Origin of the sequence: Tropicibacter sp. Alg240-R139, assembly GCF_900537075.1 — a bacterium.
Lineage (GTDB): Bacteria > Pseudomonadota > Alphaproteobacteria > Rhodobacterales > Rhodobacteraceae > Falsiruegeria.
The window spans coordinates 1,288,670-1,309,661 of record NZ_UNRA01000001.1 but is presented as its reverse complement, the minus strand read 5'-3'; the positions used below and the strand labels follow the sequence as shown (position 1 = coordinate 1,309,661).

General features: G+C 55.2%; 20 protein-coding genes and 1 tRNA gene. 4 read left to right on the top strand and 17 right to left on the bottom strand.

Annotation, left to right across the window (positions count from 1 at the left end; genetic code table 11):
- Positions 1–22 precede the first annotated feature (22 nt).
- The 5 genes from G6R15_RS06315 to G6R15_RS06295 form a co-directional block, all read right to left on the bottom strand.
- Complete coding sequence (locus tag G6R15_RS06315) at positions 23–577, bottom strand: HdeD family acid-resistance protein (RefSeq protein ID WP_164658937.1); 555 nt, start codon at positions 575–577, stop codon at positions 23–25.
- A gap of 62 nt (positions 578–639) precedes the next feature.
- Complete coding sequence (locus G6R15_RS06310; protein ID WP_240336672.1) at positions 640–1,221, bottom strand: disulfide bond formation protein B; 582 nt, start codon at positions 1,219–1,221, stop codon at positions 640–642.
- Positions 1,222–1,231: 10 nt separating this feature from the next.
- Positions 1,232–1,378 (bottom strand): DUF5993 family protein, encoded by a 147-nt coding sequence (locus tag G6R15_RS06305; RefSeq protein ID WP_164657741.1) that lies wholly within the window; start codon positions 1,376–1,378, stop codon positions 1,232–1,234.
- Positions 1,379–1,631: 253 nt separating this feature from the next.
- A complete protein-coding gene (locus tag G6R15_RS06300; RefSeq protein WP_164658936.1) occupies positions 1,632–1,955 on the bottom strand; it encodes a hypothetical protein in 324 nt (107 codons plus the stop codon).
- 270 nt (positions 1,956–2,225) lie between these two features.
- Positions 2,226–3,086, bottom strand: a complete 861-nt coding sequence (locus G6R15_RS06295; protein ID WP_164658935.1) for a hypothetical protein — start codon at positions 3,084–3,086, stop codon at positions 2,226–2,228.
- A 220-nt stretch (positions 3,087–3,306) separates the two neighbouring features.
- Here G6R15_RS06295 and G6R15_RS06290 point away from each other — a divergent pair, with 220 nt between their 5' ends.
- The 3 genes from G6R15_RS06290 to G6R15_RS06280 all read left to right on the top strand — a co-directional run bounded on the left by G6R15_RS06290 (position 3,307) and on the right by G6R15_RS06280 (position 7,076).
- A complete protein-coding gene (locus G6R15_RS06290) occupies positions 3,307–4,290 on the top strand; it encodes an AEC family transporter (protein WP_240336671.1) in 984 nt (327 codons plus the stop codon).
- Positions 4,291–4,499: 209 nt separating this feature from the next.
- Positions 4,500–5,681 carry a cytochrome P450 gene (locus G6R15_RS06285; protein WP_164658934.1) on the top strand — a complete coding sequence of 394 codons (1,182 nt, stop codon included), beginning with the start codon at positions 4,500–4,502 and terminating at the stop codon, positions 5,679–5,681.
- Between the two features lie 273 nt (positions 5,682–5,954).
- Positions 5,955–7,076 (top strand): AI-2E family transporter, encoded by a 1,122-nt coding sequence (locus G6R15_RS06280; RefSeq protein ID WP_164658933.1) that lies wholly within the window; start codon positions 5,955–5,957, stop codon positions 7,074–7,076.
- A gap of 67 nt (positions 7,077–7,143) precedes the next feature.
- Here the strand turns inward: G6R15_RS06280 and G6R15_RS06275 are convergent.
- The 12 genes from G6R15_RS06275 to G6R15_RS06220 all read right to left on the bottom strand — a co-directional run bounded on the left by G6R15_RS06275 (position 7,144) and on the right by G6R15_RS06220 (position 20,122).
- A tRNA-Ser gene (locus G6R15_RS06275) sits at positions 7,144–7,233 on the bottom strand.
- A gap of 56 nt (positions 7,234–7,289) precedes the next feature.
- Positions 7,290–8,018: an alanyl-tRNA editing protein gene (locus tag G6R15_RS06270; protein WP_164658932.1), complete on the bottom strand. Its 729-nt coding sequence runs from the start codon at positions 8,016–8,018 to the stop codon at positions 7,290–7,292.
- The gene (locus tag G6R15_RS06265) at positions 8,002–10,431 is read right to left on the bottom strand and encodes a DUF3772 domain-containing protein (RefSeq protein ID WP_164658931.1); all 2,430 of its coding nucleotides are present in this window, start codon (positions 10,429–10,431) and stop codon (positions 8,002–8,004) included. Before G6R15_RS06265 ends, G6R15_RS06270 begins: the two co-directional genes overlap by 17 nt.
- Before the next feature lies 1 nt (position 10,432).
- Positions 10,433–11,467 carry a cysteine synthase A gene (locus G6R15_RS06260; protein WP_164658930.1) on the bottom strand — a complete coding sequence of 345 codons (1,035 nt, stop codon included), beginning with the start codon at positions 11,465–11,467 and terminating at the stop codon, positions 10,433–10,435.
- Positions 11,468–11,551: 84 nt separating this feature from the next.
- Complete coding sequence (locus G6R15_RS06255) at positions 11,552–12,673, bottom strand: NUDIX domain-containing protein (protein WP_164658929.1); 1,122 nt, start codon at positions 12,671–12,673, stop codon at positions 11,552–11,554.
- A 25-nt stretch (positions 12,674–12,698) separates the two neighbouring features.
- The gene (locus G6R15_RS06250; protein WP_164658928.1) at positions 12,699–13,139 is read right to left on the bottom strand and encodes a TrgA family protein; all 441 of its coding nucleotides are present in this window, start codon (positions 13,137–13,139) and stop codon (positions 12,699–12,701) included.
- A 26-nt stretch (positions 13,140–13,165) separates the two neighbouring features.
- Positions 13,166–14,374: a class I SAM-dependent methyltransferase gene (locus G6R15_RS06245; RefSeq protein WP_164658927.1), complete on the bottom strand. Its 1,209-nt coding sequence runs from the start codon at positions 14,372–14,374 to the stop codon at positions 13,166–13,168.
- Positions 14,375–14,574: 200 nt separating this feature from the next.
- Positions 14,575–15,801 carry an aminotransferase class V-fold PLP-dependent enzyme gene (locus G6R15_RS06240; protein ID WP_164658926.1) on the bottom strand — a complete coding sequence of 409 codons (1,227 nt, stop codon included), beginning with the start codon at positions 15,799–15,801 and terminating at the stop codon, positions 14,575–14,577.
- Positions 15,802–16,361: 560 nt separating this feature from the next.
- Positions 16,362–17,357 (bottom strand): acryloyl-CoA reductase, encoded by a 996-nt coding sequence (gene acuI, locus G6R15_RS06235; protein ID WP_164658925.1) that lies wholly within the window; start codon positions 17,355–17,357, stop codon positions 16,362–16,364.
- Positions 17,358–17,462: 105 nt separating this feature from the next.
- Positions 17,463–18,557 carry a dimethylsulfoniopropionate demethylase gene (locus G6R15_RS06230; protein WP_164658924.1) on the bottom strand — a complete coding sequence of 365 codons (1,095 nt, stop codon included), beginning with the start codon at positions 18,555–18,557 and terminating at the stop codon, positions 17,463–17,465.
- Between the two features lie 65 nt (positions 18,558–18,622).
- Positions 18,623–19,327, bottom strand: coding sequence for a DUF1326 domain-containing protein (locus G6R15_RS06225; protein ID WP_164658923.1), 705 nt, complete (start codon positions 19,325–19,327; stop codon positions 18,623–18,625).
- A gap of 3 nt (positions 19,328–19,330) precedes the next feature.
- Complete coding sequence (locus G6R15_RS06220) at positions 19,331–20,122, bottom strand: DUF2182 domain-containing protein (protein WP_240336670.1); 792 nt, start codon at positions 20,120–20,122, stop codon at positions 19,331–19,333.
- A gap of 77 nt (positions 20,123–20,199) precedes the next feature.
- Here G6R15_RS06220 and G6R15_RS06215 point away from each other — a divergent pair, with 77 nt between their 5' ends.
- The gene (locus tag G6R15_RS06215; protein ID WP_164658922.1) at positions 20,200–20,937 is read left to right on the top strand and encodes a FadR/GntR family transcriptional regulator; all 738 of its coding nucleotides are present in this window, start codon (positions 20,200–20,202) and stop codon (positions 20,935–20,937) included.
- Positions 20,938–20,992 lie beyond the last annotated feature (55 nt).

Below are 20,992 nucleotides of genomic sequence, written 5' to 3'. Positions count from 1 at the left end.
GTCCCTAAGGTCCTGTACTCAATCATAAGATGTCATTCATCCGTTTGAAGCTGGACGCGAGGTAGAACATGATAAGGGCGGCGACGAGGGCCATAATCGCGAGTGTCCACCCCAATGCCACTGCCCCGGTTCCGGGCCAGAAAACCAGCACCAAACCAAGCACAAGCGCCAGAATGCCAGTATTGCGGGAACTATCCCGCCCTGGATACGTTTTGGGCATCCGCCACCACGTCAGAAGGTAACTGGCACCTGTTACGAGCGCCCACAGGCCCAACAAAACAAATGTCAGCTTGATCGAAGCGGTTGGCAAAAGCAAAAACACCAATCCCGCAATGGCCGTAACCAATGGTGTCCAAAGGTGGTTTGATGGCTCACCTGCCTGTCTGATGCTCCACAGTTGCACCGCACCGTCCAGCAACAGGAAGAACCCAAAAACCCTAAGCATTAGCGAGACGCTGCCACTTGGCCAAAACAAACCGATTAACCCAAGAACGAGAAAGGCAGCCCCTCGCAGCATGTATGCGCGTCGCATACCACTCAGACGGTCGCTCATTGCATCATCTGTATTGTGCGTCATTTTGTTGAAGGTTCCCCTATGAATCACTCCGCATCAGCCAATTTGTGTGACTTCAGTGGCGGCTACTCACTTTTTTCAAGCGTATCCAGAAACTTGTAGTCAGTTGGCGGATCATCACAGATCCCAGGGCCGCACTCTAGCAAAGTCGAAGCCGCATTTGCCAAACCCAGGAACAACATCAGGAAAAAGGCACCTTTGGCAAGCACGTTTCCACCAAACCGAAGCGTCTCGCCTTGTGTGTCATCGGCTTTGTACTGGTTTTGAGAAAGCAGCATGACCGACGTGCCAAGGATAATCAGGAAGAAGCAGATGCCGGCCCAAGTATAGTAGTGCAACCCTAGGACGGGCGATCCATAGTGCCCTGTACCCGGAACAATGTGCAGCAGAATTTGGCGGATCGAAACGCTTATCCCAAAAATCGCTGCTATCAACATCAAGGCATAGTGCCTTGGACGCGGCCCATAAAGCAGGTTGAGCCCCAAACCAAACCCGACGGCGACGAATCCAACCCGTTGAAGCAGGCAAAGCGGACATGGCAATTCATACAAAAGAAACTGATAGATATACGCGCCGATAAGGACAGCGCAGACCGCCAACATTCCTAGGGCGTTCAATGTTCTGGATTGTTCAAACGACAGTGTCATCTCTCACCTCTCAAAGCTGAATGGTGAGTTGGGACGTTGCGTGGAACTTCAGCCAATACAGACTAATGACGAGGGTCACCCCGAACACTGTGTAGGCGGCTCTGGGCATGGTGAAATAGCTTAGGACCATTGCCGCAGAAAATAGTGCGAAAAGCATTGCTATCATCTTTGTCCCTCTTTGCAAAATCGGTCGTCAAAATGCACCTCTTAGAAACACACTGACGCTCGTTCTTGCTCCTCGCAAGCTTTGAAAGGTTCAAACCCTAAGTTTTGAATCACGTTGATCACCTTCTGGTTCGTGAAAGACGTTTTGTTTTTGCCCTTACGTGAACCTGGAAAAGCCATCGCCGTGTTACGCGAATGGTTCAATTTCATCGCTGAATCGGCTTTCGCCACCGGCTAGATGGGTTTTATGGCTGAGAAAATTCGCGCGTCTGACCATCTTGTCTGAGTTGTTTGATGGTTTTACCAGAACAGTTGCCTGTGTTCATTGTGCCCGCAGCTTTGACTGTTCCGTCTGCCGAAAACTCAGCAACGCCACCGCCAACACTTTGGTACCGGGCCGTACCATCTGCTCCGACAACAGACAGATAAGCGTAATGCGTGGTGCCTTCGATGGTGCACAATATTACAGCTGGTGGTTGTGACGTGTCCGCAGCCCAAACCGCGCCTATACTCAAACCTTGGACGACCATCAACGTCGAGAACATAGTCGCAAAATTACTTTGTTTCATACTCTTGCCTCTGACTTTATTCCAACCAGTGGTGTTAGAATGGCCGACCTACCGTCACAAGTCGAGCATATAGATTGGAACTGTCTCAATTGCCTGGACTGTAGAGTCCTATAAAGAGGATTCTAAACCGGGGGCTGCTTCAAAAACGGAAAGAGGTTCTGCAAGTCAAACTTTCTTTGATGGGATCGCACCCTTTTCACACTGCGGGATGCCGTCGGTTCCAATTGTCTTGTCCAAGCCTGAACCAGCGCCTATGCAAGGCCAACACGATCAATCTGCTGAAGATGATTCCGTATCAAAAGCTTGCTCCATCTGGATTATTGCAGAAACCAGCACGCCTTGGTCCTGGCGAATATAGCCTTCTGTGGCGCGTTGAGTGTCGAGTATGACGAGGATAATGGTGACAAGAAAGACGCAGAACACAAAGGTTCGCCAACTGAGTTGTCTTCCAAGCAAAGCCGCGCGGTTTCCCAACAAGAACAACGCCACCCCAGCGGCAATGATCATCATCCAATTGCCAAAAAACGAAACGGGCGCCGGCAAAGACACCATGCGAAACGTATGCGCGTCCAGCACGTCAGTAACCGATTTGGAAACAAGCGATACAATGGGCGCAGGTGTTGGTGTCTCAAAAGCAGCCTGCGTGATTGGCCAGAGCTGCCCCTGTATTTCAAGTGTACGTGCCAGATAGCGTGAAACATCCTTGTCCGAACGCAAAGAGCTGGCTTCTGGCAGAATCCGCGTTCGCGAATAGTCCAGCAGCGTTTTCTTAAGTTCATTGCGCTGCGGGTCGCCTAGAAAGTCGGCATACAGAAAGGCCGTCCCAAGCGCCGCAGCTTCGGTGGCCATTGCGGTTTTTCTTTCGAAGCTGTGAGTAAGGGCATTCCCAAAGGTAAACGCCAGAAGTAAGCCAAGGAGCGAAAGGAAAGCCCCTAGTGTGGTTTCGCCGACAAAAAGGTCAACGTCCTTTCCGTTTCGCACCATTATGTTGCGGCGCCAGGTTCCAAATCCAAAGCCTATGATCACAGCCAGCGGCAGGGCAACCAGTATGAGAATGGCGTATCTCTCGAGATCCATGAAAGCCAGACTTGTGTCGACATAAACGTCGTCAGCGTAGGAATCCGAGTTCATGCATCTTGCTCCATTGCCAGGTTCGCCTGGCGAAAGTGACCAGCCGCCTTTGAACATTACATTCAAAAAGTTAGAGCATGATGGGCCCTTGGTGCAACAAATCGCTATGGAGGCACATCAGTTCAAATTCGAAGACATCTAGAGCATGCTTCGCCTCAGAGGCATCGGCCGGCCAGACGCAGCAGCCATTGTCACCCTTACGCAATGACTGCAGTCCAATTTGAAAAACAGAACCGTCAAGACTTTTGTTGTCCGAGACTTTCTTGCACCTTTGTTTATCATCTCATCGTTGTCTTTAGCGAGAAAGGACCAGCCGGTGGAAATCTTGATCTTCCACGTAATGAATGTGGTTCTGCCGGTGTTGATTTGTGCCGCTGCAGGATACGTCTTGGCCCTTCGGAAAATGCCGTTTGATCATCAGACGATCGGTAGTTTGGTAAAGAACATAGGCTACCCCACGCTTATCGTTTCCCATCTGTCATCCACCCAGATTGAAATTGACAGTTTCCTGTCGATGTTGGCCGCCAGTGCTACAGCCATCGCAGCCTTCGGTGTTCTAGGGTTCCTTGCCCTCAAAGTGCTCCGGATGCCGGTGCGCGCCTTTCTGACGCCTCTGATGCACGGCAACGTGGGGAATGTCGGCTTGCCAATTACCCTTTTGGCGCTCGGCAGTGGCGGGATGGCATATTCGATGGGTTTTGTGGTGGCCGTGCTGGTCAGTATCTTCACCGTTGGGATGTGGATCCCCGCCGGAAAGTTTTCTGTGCGCAGTCTGGTCACGTCACCCATAATTTATGCCGTTGCGCTGTCTTTGATCCTTTTGTCGACCGGCAAGACACTTCCGGAACCCATCGCAAAATCGTTCGGCATTTTGGGTGGCATGTCGATCCCTTTGATGCTTCTGACTTTGGGTCATACCTTGGCGACGCTTAAGATGGGTAGGTTTGGCCGGGCAGCTGTTCTAACCGTTTTGCATCTTGTAATGGCTGCAATCGTTGCCACGAGTGTTACTTGGTTGTTCGGGCTTCAGGGTGTCGAGCGCAGTGCGTTTATCTTGTGCTGCTTCATGCCTTCTTCCGTCGCAACCTATCTGTTCATAGAACAGAATTTTCCAGAGCATGCGCCAGACGCAGCCGGGTTTATACTGTTATCAACGCTTTCAACCGTTTTGGTTTTGCCCGTGATCATGACCTTTTGGATCTAGTGTCTAGATTGATCAAGCATCTCTCGGACGGTCGCTGGCAACGCAACACTGGCGAATGCTTTTAGGGTCGAGACATCAACTAATGACTGACCGTCCAAAGAAAAACCATTGATGATCGGATGCAAAAAGGTGTGAAAATATCCCTCTTGATGCCAGTGTGGTCCCTACCCATCGAGGAGATGACCGTGCAAGTATCCGAGATAATGAGCATGCGTGTTCAGCAATATCCCTACGAAACCTACAAAAACCTGCGTGAAACCGCGCCAATTGCATGGGATCCGTCGATGAAGGCTTGGATGGCCTTCACCTACTCAGATATTTCGAAGATTCTGAAATCCAAGGAATTCTCGGCAGAGCGCGTCAGCCGGGCAAGGTATCGTTATAAGCCTGAATTCCAACCCGTCTTTGACATCATCGCCCGGATCATGATCCAGGTGGATGACCCTGTTCACCGTCACCTGCGCGACGCAACTCATGCCGCCTTTACGCGCACCGCTGTCATCGAATACGAAGCGGATATTGTGGCGCGGTGTGCGCAGCTCTTGCAACCTGGTCTTGATCGCGGCGAGATTGAATTCATGAGCGAGTTTTCGGTGCCCCTCCCCCTGCTTGTGATTGCAAAGATTGTAGGTGTTCCCCCACAGGACATTAAACAAATCAAAGAATGGTGTGACGCATATTCCTGGATCATCCTGAAATTCTACACCCATATCGAAGATGCTGATCTAGAGGTGCGTGCCGCGCAAGTGATGGATTTTGTACATTATCTGGATGAAAAGGTCGAAGCGGCCCTCAAGTCACCCGGAGAAGATCTTTTGAGCAGCCTGGCTCTTGCGGCCCAAGATCAAGGTATCCTGACCCGCGAGCAGGTCACAGCCAATCTCATGATCCTTCTGAATGCTGGAAACGAGACGACGACCTGTGTTCTCGCCAATGGCGTGCGGCTTTTGCTGGAGAACCCAGATCAGCTTGAGCTTCTCAAGAATGATCCCAGCCTGATCCCCGACGCAATCGAAGAAATCATGCGTTTTGAAACACCTGTCACGATGTCCGGGCGGATTGCAGAGCGCGATATGGAACTAGGCGGTCATGACATCCAAAAAGAGGACTTGGTCTTGATGTTTCTGGCGTCCGGCAATCGCGATCCAGAAAGATTTGATGCGCCTGACGCATTCGACATAACCCGTACGCGAAACCATCACCTGAGCTTTGGAACAGGTACTCATTTATGCGCCGGAATACAATTGGCCCGGTTCGAGGCCAAAGTCGCGTTTGAGTTCCTGCTACAATACCTGCATCGGTTTGAGTTGTTGGAACCAGAAGTTGTCTGGGCTGATAACCTGAACCTTCGTGGGCCCAAGCACATGAGGCTGAAAATACATCCCACATGATCTTGCTTGTGCGTGAAACACCCACCAATGGCCGTTCCAAGTCGCTTACATAATCAGGCATATCACACTGGTGTACGGACTGCGGCGCTCTTTCCAAAGGCGATTAAGAATACGGCGCACGTCGCTGAAAGTTAACGCAAATGAACGACGATGGCCCGGACTGAAATTGACTGCATGACACGCTGAACGACGTTTTGGGATTAGTTTTGTAAGATGAGGCCGTTGTCGCTGCATCTTTGCTGTCGATCACGAAAAGACTCGGAGGAAACAAACTTGGACAAAAAAGAAGAGCACATCTCTGGGCTATCAACTCAGTACGCCGTTTCCGTCTTTGCGATTTTGGGATCAATCGCGATCATCGTCACCGCGCTGATCTTAGGTGCGACCTTTTTTATTCCGCTTTCGATTGCATTGCTATTGTTCGTCCTTTTGACCGCAACCATCCAGTGGATCACCTCTTTGGAATGGCGCGGATATTCATGCCCACGTTGGCTGGCCCACATACTGGCAATCTGTGGTGTGATCCTTGGCCTCTTTGGTGCCGCCACAATCATTGGCCGTCAGGCGTCTCAGGTCGCGGCAGCCGTACCGCTTTATCAAGAGCGCTTTGCGCAGATCTTTCAAAGGATCATATCAGTTGTCGGCGAAGAGAATGCAAAGATGGCAAAAGAGCAGCTGAGCAGTCTGAACATTTCCGGCGTGGCAGTGGATGCCGCTGATCAGGCCGGCGGCTTTCTCGGCGGCCTGATCTTGGTGATTTTGTACATTGCGTTCATGCTTGCCGAGGCCAAGCCGATGACCCGCAAGATGTCATTGGCATTTCGAGACAGTGAACGACATGAACGCATCCAACGCGTCAGCAAGGAAGTTGTCAGTGCATTGCAGCTCTATGTCGGTGTCAAAACCCTGTGCAGCGCAGTGGCCGGAGCACTCTGTTATACGATCCTGCGTCTGGTCGGGTTGGATTTTGCAGAAACCTGGGCTCTTTTGACATTTGCGCTGAATTTCATCCCTTCAATCGGTGCGATCGTGGCCGTGCTTTTTCCTGCCATTGTCGCCCTGTTGCAATTTGAGTCGATCGGTCCGCTCTCGTTCGTGTTGTTGGGCTGCGGATTGGTCCAATTTGTGGTTGGCAACATCGTTGAGCCTGCAATCATGGGACGCAGGCTGAACCTCGCGCCTTTCATGGTGATCCTGTCGCTCACGGTCTGGAGCACAATCTGGGGAATCGCCGGCGCGTTTTTGAGTGTACCCATCACCGTTTGTTTGCTGATTGCGTTTGGACATGTTCCTGCGGGTCGCCCATTGGCCATACTTATGTCGGGCGATGGGTTGCTCCCCCAGCCAGAACCTTCTTGCGACAGTGATACTGGGAAAAACGCAGTTGATTGTTAGCGAGTTGATCAAAGCTCTGCCCGTCACGGACTTATGTCCAGCCAATAATGAAATTATTTGGGGATTATGGCGGAGAGACAGGGATTCGAACCCTGGAGACGGTCTCCCGCCTACACACTTTCCAGGCGTGCGCCTTCGACCACTCGGCCACCTCTCCGTGTCGGGGTTATTTGGATGATCCCGAAAGGATTTGCAAGGGGGTAATCGCGTCGATCACCCATCTAAATGCAAGTAGACCCGGCGGTTCTGCCGCCCCTTCTTTTCGACCTTGCCCAGACGGGTTTTTCCGATCTCACCAGTGCGCGCCACATGGGTCCCGCCACAGGGCTGCAGGTCAACCTGAGCGTCGCCCTGCCCGATCCGAACCAGGCGGATTTTGCCTGAGCCACGCGGTGGCTGCACCGACATCGTCTTGACTAAACCTGGGTTGGCGTCCAACTCGGCGTCGGTGATCCAATTCTCGGTCACCGGTAGGTCGCGATCTATCAACTCCTGCAGGTGCGTTTGTAGGGCTTCCTTATCTTCGGGTGCTTCAGGCATATTGAAATCCAACCGACCCTTCGCCGCACCGATCGAACCGCCAGTCACCTCCAGCGGGATCACGACGGACAGCAAATGCAACGCCGTGTGGACGCGCATGAAGGCATAGCGCTGCTCCCAGTCCAGATATTGGGTCACCTGAGTTCCGATAGGCGGCAATTGCGCGCCTTCGACGGGAACCAAAGCAATTGCGCCATCCTCTGCTCTGACGGTTGTCGCCACGGGCATCTCGCCACCATCCCACCGCAAGGCACCTGCGTCGCCCGGCTGGCCACCGCCAGTGGCGTAGAACAGACTCTGGTCCAAGATAACGCCACCCTGATCGGTATGCGCCACAACGGTCGCTGGGGCCTCTTGCAGATAGGTGTCCTGCCGGAACAAAAGTTCAGTAGGTGTCGCCATCAGCGTCTCCATCTGCATCTGTATCGAGATCGCCTTCGGTCATGTCTACTGGGCCTTGCGAAACAGCTGGCGCAGCAGCCGCGTTTGCCGTCGACGAGGATTGCAAGGCCTCGGGGTTGCGCAGCCAGACGTCGCGCTGTGCGAAGGGGATTTCGATCCCTTCTTCAGTGAACCGTTTGGCAATCTCGTGGTTCATGTCGGATTTGACTGATAGCGCCCAGTTCACATCCCGCAAGATAGCGCGAATTTCAAAATCCAGCGAATCCGCACCAAAACCTTGGAACACCACACTGGGCGACGGATTGGCCAGCACCATCGGATGGGCATTGGCGATCTCGCCCAAGATCTTTTCGACCACCCTCGTATCAGTGCCATAAGCGACGCCAACGGGGACAATAACACGACCCACTGTGTTGCCGCGTGTGTAGTTGGTGACCGAACCGCTGATCAAATCCGAGTTCGGGACAATCACGTCCGTCCGGTCAAAGGTCTCGATCCGGGTCGAACGAACCGAGATATCGCGCACGTATCCCATTTGCCCGTTCACGTCGATCCAGTCGCCTTTCGAGATCGGCCTCTCGACCAGCAGGATGATGCCAGACACAAAGTTCGAAACGATGGTTTGCAAACCAAAACCGATACCGACCGACAGGGCACCTGCAACAATCGCAAGCGAAGACAAATCAAAGCCGGCACCGGTGATGGCAACCAGAGCGGCCAGAAAAATACCGATATACCCGGTGCCCGAAACAATGGCATTTTGCCCGCCAGGATCCAGTTTGGTCTTGGGCAGCAACGACGTGCGCAACCCTCCCTGCACTAACCGAGTGAGCCCGTAGCCAACAGTAAAGATCACCGCAAATGTCAGGAAATTCGTTGGTGAAATGACCACTCCGCCAATATCGATCCCCTGCAACAGGCGTGACCACTGTTCGGTCAAATCCGCCTGGCGCGCGCCCCAGTAGAGCGCGATGATTGGCAAGGCCAGAATGGCCAGGATGAATCCGACGATGACCGAAAAGAGAGAATCTCGGCCCGCATCCCCTTTGCCCGATAACCACCCATAGAGGTTGCCAAGGAATTGCTGCGCGATCACCAACACGGCGATCAGGGCAATGGTTCTGACGGCTGGAAAAACGATAGCCTCGGCCGCATTGATATATCCGGCAGCGGCCAGAACCGGTGAAAAGATACCCAACAAATACAGGCCCCGCCGGAACAGATTGACCAATTTGCCAAAGCCCGCGCCTTTTTGGCCGTCTTCCGCTGATTTGGGCGTTTCTTCAGTATCCTGAGAGCGTACACGTTGCAGTTGGAACAGCAGGAATGCCGTAACCAGGATCACCGGGAACGATATCACCGCTCGGCTCGCATCCGAGATGTTTTCGATTTGCTCTTGCAGCAGAACCAGGTCATGCAACACAAGCATGATGGCAAGAAGGTCGATATACACCCTTAGAACCGCAATCTGAGCAGCGGTCAAAAACTTGAAGCTCTCGCGCGCTCCGAGCAGGAAAAGGTGTCGGCCGATCCAATTGAAATACAAGATCGTTGCAGCCCAAACTGGTACTTGCTCCCACAACAGCAGGCCGCGAATGCCCAGGACACCGGTAAGATAGACCGCTGACCACAAACACATGACCCCAAGCCAAGGCAGAAAAATTCGGAACAGCGACGTGACGAAGGTCCAGACACCGGTTCCGCGTCCACCCAAGGACCGCAAGTAATCGCCCGCGTATTGTGACCAAGTTTTACCTCGCCACAATAATACCGCGCTGATGACCAGCAATACGATGATTGCAGGTGCGTTGTTCTGAACCTGCTCGCGCACTGTATCAGCGCGGATATTGACAACAGTTTCATTGACCAGGGCGCGGCTGGATTCCTGGATATCATGCCAAGCCAAGGGCCAGTAGACCGGGTTCAGTGGGGTTGGTCCCCGCTCCAGCATCTTCTTGGCTTGTCGCCCCCGTATGACCCTGTCGATCTCGTCAATCAGGCCATTGGCGCGGCTGAAAGCCTCTTGGGCGATAATGCGGGGAACCTGCACTGCATCAAGCTGGTCTTCCAGGTGCTTGCGCAGCTGAGCCAAATCAGTGGCTTCGGTCTTGCCGTCCGTTGGCGCCGGTCCAAGAGCTTCGATTTGCCCATCGAGTGTACGAATGCGTTCCGAGTTCTGGTTTCGGACTCGGTCAAAAATTTCGCGATAGTCGTTGATGTCCGCGCGCAGCTGCTCAAAAGCTGCATTGGACGCCTTGTTGGCGTCCACCGCTTCTTCGGCCCGTTCAGCAGTGCTGAGCCAGCCCTTGTAATAGTCGCGACTTTCTTCGGACAGTTGGGCTTGGGCCATGCTGGTAAAGGCCAGCAATAAAACGGCGCAGGCCGCCAGTAATATGCGGCGCAGGCCAATCATGTCAGGTGTCCTCGAACACGCCTGGGATAGAGCTGGGGGCGCGGGTCATCCACTCGGGCACCGGCAGCTCTTTTTCGCGCAGGAAATCGGGGTTGAACAATTTCGACTGATAACGCGTACCAAAGTCGCACAGGATCGTCACGATGGTATGGCCCGGACCAAGCTCTTTGGCCAGACGCACGGCGCCTGCGATGTTGATTGCGGTCGAACCACCCATAACCAGCCCTTCGTCCCGCAGGAGGTCAAAGATGTACGGCAGCGCTTCGGTGTCTGTGATTTGATAGGCATGATCGGGTTTGAACCCTTCCAGGTTCTTGGTGATGCGCACCTGCCCGATCCCTTCGGCGATCGAACCGCCTTCGGTCGCCAGCTCTCCGGTTGTGTAGTAGCTGAACAACGCAGCCCCCATCGGGTCGGCCAAAGCGATCTTGACGCCCTTGGGTTGCAGCACTTCAGCAATGCCAGTCAGCGTGCCACCCGACCCAACCGCGGATACAAACCCATCGACCTTTCCGTCGGTTTGCTCCCAGATTTCAGGCCCCGTGGTTTCAACATGCGCCTGACGGTTAGCAACATTATCGAATTGGTTGGCCCAGATCGCGCCGTTGGGCTCGGTCTTGTTAAGCTCATGTGCCAAGCGTTCAGAATAACGCACAAAGTTGTTGGGGTTGCGATAGGGAGCGGCAGGCACCTGCACCAGCTGAGCACCGGCCAATCGCAGCATGTCTTTTTTCTCTTCGGATTGAGTTTCCGGGATCACGATCACTGTCTTGAACCCCATCGAGGCCCCAACCAGAGCCAGACCGATACCGGTATTGCCGGCGGTGCCTTCAACAATGGTTCCGCCGGGCTTCAGCTCACCCCGCGCAATTGCATCTTTGATGATATACAGCGCAGCGCGGTCTTTGACCGACTGGCCGGGGTTCATGAACTCAGCCTTGCCCAGGATTTCACAACCGGTTTCTTCGCTGACACGGCGCAGCCGGATCAAAGGTGTTTTGCCTACGGCGTCGGCCAGATCGCGTGCAATGCGCATGGTGCCCCCAAAGTTCTGAATATGTGTAACAGGTTTATCGCTGAGATGACGCGACCTCAAGCTGTCATCGCACGCGGCCCACGATCAAATGTTCTTGCGCAAACGATCCCGGTTTCGGCCCAGCCAGTTCGCGATCGAGATGAGCGGAACGTTTTTCAACTTGCCCTGATCCAACTGGTCCATGAATTCGGCATACGGGATGATATGGCTGCGAATGTCCTCGCCTTCCGAGGCCAGCCCCCCGGTCGTAGCGGGTTCGGCCAGATCCGCCAGACCTACAAAAAGATGGAGGAATTCCGCCGACGACCCGCTGCTGGAATATCCATCACCGGCAGAAAACAGTTCCGTCACCGAAACATTGGCCTCTTCACGGGTCTCACGGCGGGCCGCTTCTTCGGGTGATTCTCCGGGATCGACCATGCCGGCGACGGCTTCGATCAGCCAGGGGTTGGGGTCGCCTACGAAGAAGGCAGGCGCGCGGAATTGTTCAATGACCAAGACGCAATCGCGCACCGGATCATAAGGCACAATGACGGCCGCATGACCGTTGATCAGCGCGCTGCGATGCAGGATCGGCCCCATCGAGCCGTCAAAGCGGCGATGCTGCAGCGTCGCCTCTTCCATCGTGAAGTATCCCAGGTACGGACGGGAATGCTCGTGAACAACCACGTCGCGCGTGATGTCCCAGGTCTGGCTTGCCTCGCGCCGCCGTGCTGCAAGCCGCCCTTGCGCCCGCATCCGGATCGCCGAAAAGCGCGGCTCGATTTCCGAAGCTGGCAGATGCCCATAGTGTGACATGACTTCTTCGGCGGCCAGAATTGTCAGCTCGCCCCAATCAGCCGCCCAATCCTTTAGTGACCATGGTGTTGAAGGTTCCCACAGACCCGGTACCGGAAGAAAGACTTCGGCCACTACATGCTCCCCCCGGTCGGTGCGCAGTGGCAACCTGTGCAGGTCGTAATCAAAACCGCCCTCATAGTAGATCAGCCGATCAATGTCTTCAGGTGTCAGCCCCTGAACCAGCAGACCTTTGGTCACACGCCCCTCGCCCTTGTCGACCATAGGAAAGATTTGGTGACGCACCGCATAAGCACCGTAGCCATGCAATTCAGCTTGCGTCAGCTTGATGTGATCTGCTGTGCGACCCAGCACAAGTTCCAAAAGTGGCACATACCGAAGAGTGCCGTAAAAAAAGAGATCGGACACGAAATGAACCTTTTGATTTAGGGTCTTACCGCCACTGACGCCAAGCAAACTCGGTCGCGAGACCGGCCAGCACGCCGCCGACAAGCAAGGTCCATATAATGCTGGGCACCATGATGGTCAGCCCATAATCGAACCCGATCGTGAAAATCGCGCCCAATGCCTCGAACGGGCCGTCAAACCGGTTGCGCATGGCCTGACGAAACATCTCGTAAGCGCCTTGCACAAACAGCCCCCAAAACAGCAGGGCCAGCACCCCTGTCACGCCGTTGTTGATGGCAGGCGTAATACCGCGCCCTGCCCGCTTGCCCATGACAACCCAGCCGCAAAGCACACCGAGCCCGACGTTTACCCAGGTGAAATAGCCAAAATCCATCCCCTCGGGCATCAGCGGCATAACCAGACCTGAAACGATAAAGGCAATCAGGGCCAGGCTCACGGCGGCAACAAGTCGGGCGGCGTCGGGCATTTAATGGGTCTTTCTTTGGTCGTGCTTCAGCCCTTGCGGGCAATGGTGATCTGGGTCACATCGCAGTTGCCCATGTAAAAGGCCGCGCCGCAAGATGTCAGGTAGAAATTCCACATCCGGCGGAACCTGTCGTCAAACCCCATCTCGGTGATCTGTTCCCACTTGTTGTTAAAGGTGTCGTACCAGCGGCGCAAAGTCAGGTCATAACTCTTGCCGAACTCCTTGGATTTGACAAAGGTAAGCCCCGCACGATCGACCTGCTCGCGCAGGATCTTAGGTGCAGGCAGCATGCCACCCGGAAAGATGTGTTTCTGAATGAAATCAACGCCGTTTTTGTAAACCTCCCACCGGGCATCATTCACCGTGATGATTTGCAACGTTGCCTGGGCACCCGGTTTCAACCGGTCGCGAACAGTATCAAAATACACCGGCCAGTACTTTTGCCCGACCGCCTCGAACATCTCGATGCTCGCGATGCCATCATAGCTTCCAGTTTCGTCGCGATAGTCCTTTAACTTGAAGGTTACCTGATCAGAAAGCCCAGCTTTCTCAATCCTTTGCGTGGCATAATTGAACTGCTCCTGACTGATTGTCAGCCCCGTAACTTTCAGCCCGCGTTCCTTTGCAGCGTATTCGGCAAACCCGCCCCAGCCACAGCCAATCTCCAGCACGTGATCACCGGGCTTAACACCCAGCTCGTCCACCAAACTTTCGTATTTGGCGGTCTGCGCATTCTCCAGGCTTTCTTGCCCGGTTTCATACAGCGCGCTGGAATAGGTCATCGTATCATCTAGCCAGAGAGAGTAGAAATCATTCCCCAAATCATAGTGATACGAGATGTTCTTCTTTGCTTGTTCCTTGTGATTTCGATGCAACCAAAACCGCAATCGCTCATAAGCGCGGATCAACCCCCGGCCCGGGAAATGATCATAAACCGTTTCAGATCCTTGATGCACTAGATCCATAAAGGTGCGCAAATCCGGTGAGGACCACCATTCCTCGAGATAGGCATCCGAAAACCCCAGATCTCCCTCGCGGATTAATCTGGCAAACAGATCAGGATGATGCACGTCGATCTGGGCAACAGGACCGGGTATTGCACCCTCTGTACGGAACCGCCGCCCATCTGGCAAAACGATGTCCAAGCGTCCGGCTTCCAATTTGTGCAGCATCCGATGGACCTGCGCGAAATATCTTGGCAGATCTTTCTGCCCGTCCGTTGAAGTCAGAACCATCTTTCCTCCCCTTAGTGGCTCTAAGGTAACGCTAGGGCGAGATGGCGTTTCTGGCAAGTTTTGAATGATTTAGCCCGAACTTTGGGCCGCTACTGCCTGTTATTTCACTCTTTCCGTGGCTGTTGACTGTCGAAATAAACAACGGCGCCTCCCGAAGGACGACGCCGAATTCTGTCTTAGGTCTGAGTCTGAGATACCGATCAGAGCACGTGATCCAGGGCCGCGATCAGCGCGTCAACTTCGGCCTGAGACGTGTAGTGAGTGAAGCTCAACCGCAGAACACCGTGTTTTTCAGAGTCAATTCCCATCCCCTGCAAAGCGCGCACAGCATAAAAATCGCCCCCCCCAGCCATGATGCCAAGTTTGGCCAGCTCAGCGGCCACCGGTTCGGCTGGGCGATTCAGGCCCAAAGCAACTGTAGGCGCGCGCATCTCGGCATTGGCCGGGCCAATCAACCGGACAGAATTGCGATCCTTGACCGCATCCAACAGTGGTTGCAGCAACGCCACCTCGTGGGCGCGCATCAGGTCATGGGCAAAGGCACCCTTTTCAGCCGACCCTTCGGACGGTCCGCCGTGATGGGTGTTCAGGTCCTCGATGTAATCGGCCATACCGGCGCAGGCAGCGACTTGCGCGTGGTCGGGTCCGGCTGGTGTGAAGCGTTGGTATAGCACCCCCGCGTTGAAATAATGCGCCTGATTTGGCAGAAGCTCGCCCAAGGCACGGCGGATCACCATGCATCCTTGATGCGGGCCATAGGTCTTATAGGCTGAGAACAGGTAAATGTCCGGCCCCAGCTCGCCCACATTCGGAAATCCGTGCGGCGCGTAAGATACGCCATCAACGCAGACAAAGGCGCCAGCTGCATGGGCAATCGACGTGATTTCGGTCACGGGGTTGATCTCACCCACAACGTTTGAGCAATGCGGGAAACAGACCAGTCGCACCTTTTCATCTAGCAGATCTTCCAGATCGCTTGGGTTTAGGTGCCCGGTTTCGGGATCGATGGTCCATTCTCGAACCTCGATCCCCTCATCCGCCAGACGCCGCCAGGGGCCGGTGTTGGCTTCGTGGTCCTGATTGGTGACGATGATGGCTTCGCCGGGTTTCATCCACTGACGAAAGGCCTGCGCCAACACATATGTGTTCTGAGTGGTAGAGGGGCCAAAGCTCAGCTCGTCGGTGTCTACCCCTAAGATCGCAGCCATGCGCACACGCGCCTCGTCCATCTCTTCACCCGCCAAACGGCTGGCGTCGTAGGGGGCATAAGGCTGCACTTTGCGTTGTGTGTAATATCGGGTCAGCCGGTTGATGACCTGCTGACAGGTATAGGACCCGCCTGCGTTTTCAAAGAATGCCTGCCCTTCAAGCACGGTTTCGGAAAACGCAGGAAACTGACTGCGTACAAATTCGATATCGAGCGCCATGGCCTCCCCCAGACTTGTTTTGCGAAATGGATGACGGGCTTGAGGGACAAGGTCAAGAGCCTCTGATGACGTGAACTGTCATCAAGGGCTGGCGGTGTGACTCGGCGTCGAACAACGGAGCAACAAGATGACATTTCAACCAAAGGATTTTCTGGTCCGGGGTGAAATCCTTGTCAGCGATTTACACTCTGCCTTGCAATTCTATGGAACTGTCACTGGCGCCACACTTGAGGTGGGTGAAAGCTGACCGAACCCGATGGTTTTTCTGAAACCTGCAGAGCGTGCAACTGGCGTGGTGCTTCATCTGTAACCGGGAGATTCATCGACCGCTGGTGTGGGGGCGACTTAAAATCTCGCAGTAAGGACACGGGGATATTGACACCATCACATCCGAAAACAACACAGCACCATTTTTCTAGCGGGTGAAATCAACGACAGGACTGGAACGCTCGAAACAGAGCGTCAAATGTCTGAGAGACGTATGAATACTAAGCCAAGAAAGGCCCCGCAGATTGCTCGGCGGGGCCTTGGGTGTAGAAGTAATTTTGTTAATTTTGGGTTCAGGCGTTCACATCAACCACGACGCGACCTTTGACCTGCCCCTGCAAGATGTCGGCGCCTAGCTGTGGCAAGTCGCTCAAAGTGGCCGCGTGGATCATCGCCTCCAACTTGTCCATCGGCAGATCGGTTGCAACGCGCTGCCAGGCACGCAGGCGGTTGTCATAGGGCTGCATGACGCTGTCGATGCCCAGCAGATTCACGCCGCGCAGCAGGAACGGAATGACGGTTGCAGGAAGGCCCGCGCCACCAGCAAGGCCGACCGATGCGACTGAAGCACCGTATTTCATCTGCCCCAGAACACGCGCCAGCATAGTGCCGCCCACTGCATCAACACATCCGGCCCAGGTTTCACTTTCCAGCGGACGTTTGACTGTTTCGTTCAGCTCTTCGCGGGCCACAATCTGAGTCGCACCCAAAGATTTAAGGTAGTCAGCCGTCTCAGGGCGACCAGTAACCCCAGCGACCTCATAGCCCAAATGCGCAAGGATCGCAGTCGCGACAGAGCCCACGCCGCCAGCTGCTCCGGTGACCAGAACGGGGCCATGATCCGGCGTCATACCATGGTCCTGCAGCGCCATAACTGCCAACATCGCGGTGAAGCCTGCCGTACCCACTGCCATTGCCTGACGCGCATCCAACCCATCGGGCAGCGGCACCAGCCAATCAGCGCGCACGTTGGCTTTTTGGCTGTAGCCTCCCCAATGGGCTTCCCCTACGCGCCAACCCGTCAGCACCACCTTGTCGCCGGGCTTGTAGCGATCATCGGACGATGCCTCGACTGTGCCGGCGAAATCGATGCCCGGAATATGCGGATATTTGCGCACCAGCCCGCCGCCGCTAGGGCTTAGACACAGACCGTCCTTATAGTTGACGGTGGAATATTCGACCGCTACGGTCACCTCGCCCTCGGGCAGAGCATCCAGACCGATCTGCTGAACCGATGTGCTTGCCTTGCCACTCTCTTCGTCTTTCTCAACAACCAATGCGTTGAACATGTCAGTTCTCCATTTCCCAAAGCGCCAGATCCAACTTCATCTGGCCAAAAATATCCCGGGGGAATCGCGGCTCGCCGCGATGGGGGCAGCGCCCCCTGACCCGTCTCATCTCCAGAACCGCTCTTGCACGACGGCCCATTTCATCCCGTACTCGGTCTCGATTTCCATCCGTGTGCCTGCGCCCCAATGCGATCGATCAACCATGCCAATGGCGACGTTCACCCCGAACTCGGGGCTGAACACCGCCGAGGCCACCTGCCCCACCTGACGCCCATCCGCCAGCAACGGCCAAGACCCGGTACACGCCCCGATTTCGCCCTCGATCACGATAGCGCGGATCTGGCGCGGCGGGCCGTTCTTGGCTTGCTCGGCCAGGGCCGCCTTGCCGATGTAATCCTCGGGCGAGTTGCAGAACCGCCCAAGCCCGCATTCATAGGGCGTGTTGTCCCGCCGCATGTCTGAGCCAAAGCTGAGCATCCCGCCTTCGATCCGCTCGATATTGTTGGGGCACCCGGCGCGCACGTTCAGGTCATGACCTGCCGCGAACAGCGCATCCCACAGCGGCATGCCGTACTCGGATCCTTCGACATAGATCTCGAACCCGCCCTGTTTGGACCAGCCAGACCGCGCCACAACAAACTCCTGCCCCTCAAACGCCAAGCGCTTGTAGCGGAAGAATTTGATGTCACGGGCCGCATCACCGAAAACCCGCGCCATCAAGTCGTCGGCCTTGGGACCTTGGACCGCCAAAGGCGAGACGTCCGGTTCATCCACCTCGACATCCAGCCCCAAACCGATGGAGAGGCCAAGGGCATACTGCCACAGATCTCCATCCGCCACGGACAGCCAGTAATGATCATCGGCCAGTTTGATCGACACCGGATCGTTCAGCATGCCGCCGTTGTGGTCGACCGACGGCACATAATAGCATTGATCGTTCGCCATCTTGTCCATGTCACGCGGGCTGATCATCTTCATCAACCGCAGCGCATCTGGTCCTTTGATCTGAACCTGCCGTTCGACAGAAACATCCCAGACCTGCACATGTTGTTTCAGATGGGCGGCGTCCGCCTCGACGCTTTCGAAACAGGTCGGCAATAGCATATGGTTATAAACGGTATAGCCTTTGACACCGGCGGCCTCGACCCCCGGCGAAAATGGTGTCTTACGCACACGGCGCGACGGCATGATGATGGCCATGCCTTGTCTCCTTCAACAGATGATGATCTGCCGTCGATGCTCTCATTCGACGGCAGGAGGTTTTCTTAGCGTGCACCGCTCCAATTGATCGGGCAAATCTCGGCGGACTTGCCGCCAAAGTCCCAGACGCGGCCATAGTCGCGGACCTTGGATTTAAGACCGCGCGCAACGATGATGTCCGGTCCCATCCAGTATTTGGAGTTGCTGACCATCACCGGGTGTTCTGCATCCAACCCGCCAATCATCTCGATTTCGCCCTGGATCTTGCGGCCGATCGTGATGCGACGCTTGGCGCCGTCACGTTCGATCACTACCGGAGCGCGCTCGGCGCCGATGATGTCGCTCACCAGCATGGTGAACAGACCCGTGGTGCCGCCCGCCTTGCCCGAGAAGATTTCGAGCAGCCCGTTATAGGCCTTGCCGCTGGCGTTTTCGTCTACATATGCAGCGACCTTCCACTGGCCCTCACCCATACGGCCGGGAATGTCGACCAGCAGGCCCACGTTCAGACCCGACAGGTCCTCGCCCTCGTAATGGCCTTCGTCTATGATGATCCCCATCCAGGCGTGGCAGTGCCCCTCGGTCGGGGGGTGCGCACCAAGCGACACCACGCAGGGACAGAACACATCGCAGGAACAATTCAAGATCAGCTCGCCCTTGATGGCCCAATCTGTGGGCGTCTTGTCGCGACGGCTGGGGTTGGCCATGCGGCTGTCGATCCGCTGGCTGACCGGCAAGCGGTCGGCATTGGGTTTTCGTTTCACTGCCATGGGTTATCCTCCAATAACATAGACATAGACCAGCAGGAACAGACCCGCGGCGATCAACAGAACGCCCAAGGGTTTGGTCACATGGTGGCCAATTTGCGGTAGTTTTTCCAAAACCATGAAGAAGGTGGCGAGCCCCATCCACAACAAGCTCATGACGCCGCCGACAAAGCCAAGCGCCATGAAGCCCCAGCAGCAGGCGGCGCAGAACGCACCCAGCCCAACACCCATGCGCAGACCTCCCGCGAACCCGGTGCGCCAATTGGCGATGAAATACATCATTGGGGCATGGCATACGCCGTGGCAGACCTCTTTTGCACGGGTGAACTGAAAGGCGCCCACCGCGACTAGCAGACCAGCTGACAGCCAAGGAGATTTGGCAATGCCCAGCATGTCCACCACCCCCCCAAAAAGAAGCGCCAATTGAACGCCGGTGATGGCGGCTGCAAAACCCAGCCAAATCAGGAAATAGCCCAGCAAAACACCGACCCACCCTGCCCGCGTACCATTGGCCGAAGCCATCAGGTCTTCATAGCTGCGTAAGGTGGGCACCAGTGTCGGCAACATCATCGCGGCCATCATGATACCCCACATCGAGAACAGCGGGCCGAATTCCGCCATGGGCATGTACATATCCATGCGCGGATTCATCTGTCTCATCGCCTCGCCCATCGGGCCCGGGCGACCGATCAGGTCCAGATCCATATCAATGGCCATGGAGTACATAACCCACCATGCCCACAGGATGATCCCGTAGAACCCAAGCCACAAAAGTGATCTGACGGACAGACGGCTCACTTGATCCTCCCCGAGTCATCCCCTACGACTCAAATGTCAGACTTTTAAATGTCAGACAAATGAAAAATGGTGCCGAAATGAAAATTGATCCCAACAGTTCCGCCGATCTTTCGGTTCAGATTGCTCAGGCGATTAAGGATGCCATCATCGGTGGAGAACTGATCGTGGATGAACGCCTACCGTCTGAAACAGAGCTGTGCGAACAGTTCCAGGTTTCTCGCTCGACGGTCCGCGAAGCTCTGAAACGGCTTGCAGCGCAATCCTTGATCCGCACCCAACGCGGGGCCTCTGGCGGGGCGTTTGTGAACCGTCTCAGCTTTGAAGATGCCTATTCGCAGCAGGTCACAACCTCAACTCTGCTGCTCAGCATGAACGCGGTCAGCTTCGACACCGCCTGTGAAGCGCGCTTTGCTTTGGAACGGGCCTGCGCGCCGTTATCTGCGACCCGTCGCACGCCTGATCATCTTGCCACGATGCGGGCTGAAATCGTGCGCCAGAGTCAACTTGGACTGACGGACGAGGCCTTCTGCGCCTCGGACGTGGCCTTTCACCGTGCGCTGGTCGATGGGGCGAGCAATCCGGTTCTATCCTATCAACTGGCTGGCGCGGTCGAGGCCATGCAGCCGCTTATGAACATGATCACTTTCACAGCCCGCTCGCGCGAGGAAATCGTGACCCTGCACACCCGTATCGCAGACGCCATCGAAAACAACGATGCCGCCGCAGCGGACGAAGCCTTGCAAGAGCTCACGGCCTATACATTGACGCTAAAGGACAACGTCATGGCCGCGCGGGCGGCGCGCGACAAAAGCTGATCTTGTGCCTACGGCCCATTCCGTCCTAGACGCGCGGTCAAGAACCAAGATCAAG

Coding starts and splice junctions, on each gene's coding strand:
- G6R15_RS06315 (WP_164658937.1), bottom strand. CDS start 577: ATGACGCACAATACAGATGATGCAATGAGCGACCGTCTGAGTGGTATG.
- G6R15_RS06310 (WP_240336672.1), bottom strand. CDS start 1,221: ATGACACTGTCGTTTGAACAATCCAGAACATTGAACGCCCTAGGAATG.
- G6R15_RS06305 (WP_164657741.1), bottom strand. CDS start 1,378: ATGCTTTTCGCACTATTTTCTGCGGCAATGGTCCTAAGCTATTTCACC.
- G6R15_RS06300 (WP_164658936.1), bottom strand. CDS start 1,955: ATGAAACAAAGTAATTTTGCGACTATGTTCTCGACGTTGATGGTCGTC.
- G6R15_RS06295 (WP_164658935.1), bottom strand. CDS start 3,086: ATGAACTCGGATTCCTACGCTGACGACGTTTATGTCGACACAAGTCTG.
- G6R15_RS06285 (WP_164658934.1), top strand. CDS start 4,500: ATGCGTGTTCAGCAATATCCCTACGAAACCTACAAAAACCTGCGTGAA.
- G6R15_RS06270 (WP_164658932.1), bottom strand. CDS start 8,018: ATGGCGACACCTACTGAACTTTTGTTCCGGCAGGACACCTATCTGCAA.
- G6R15_RS06265 (WP_164658931.1), bottom strand. CDS start 10,431: ATGATTGGCCTGCGCCGCATATTACTGGCGGCCTGCGCCGTTTTATTG.
- G6R15_RS06260 (WP_164658930.1), bottom strand. CDS start 11,467: ATGCGCATTGCACGCGATCTGGCCGACGCCGTAGGCAAAACACCTTTG.
- G6R15_RS06250 (WP_164658928.1), bottom strand. CDS start 13,139: ATGCCCGACGCCGCCCGACTTGTTGCCGCCGTGAGCCTGGCCCTGATT.
- G6R15_RS06245 (WP_164658927.1), bottom strand. CDS start 14,374: ATGGTTCTGACTTCAACGGACGGGCAGAAAGATCTGCCAAGATATTTC.
- G6R15_RS06240 (WP_164658926.1), bottom strand. CDS start 15,801: ATGGCGCTCGATATCGAATTTGTACGCAGTCAGTTTCCTGCGTTTTCC.
- acuI (WP_164658925.1), bottom strand. CDS start 17,357: ATGTTCAACGCATTGGTTGTTGAGAAAGACGAAGAGAGTGGCAAGGCA.
- G6R15_RS06230 (WP_164658924.1), bottom strand. CDS start 18,557: ATGGCCATCATCATGCCGTCGCGCCGTGTGCGTAAGACACCATTTTCG.
- G6R15_RS06225 (WP_164658923.1), bottom strand. CDS start 19,327: ATGGCAGTGAAACGAAAACCCAATGCCGACCGCTTGCCGGTCAGCCAG.
- G6R15_RS06215 (WP_164658922.1), top strand. CDS start 20,200: ATGAAAATTGATCCCAACAGTTCCGCCGATCTTTCGGTTCAGATTGCT.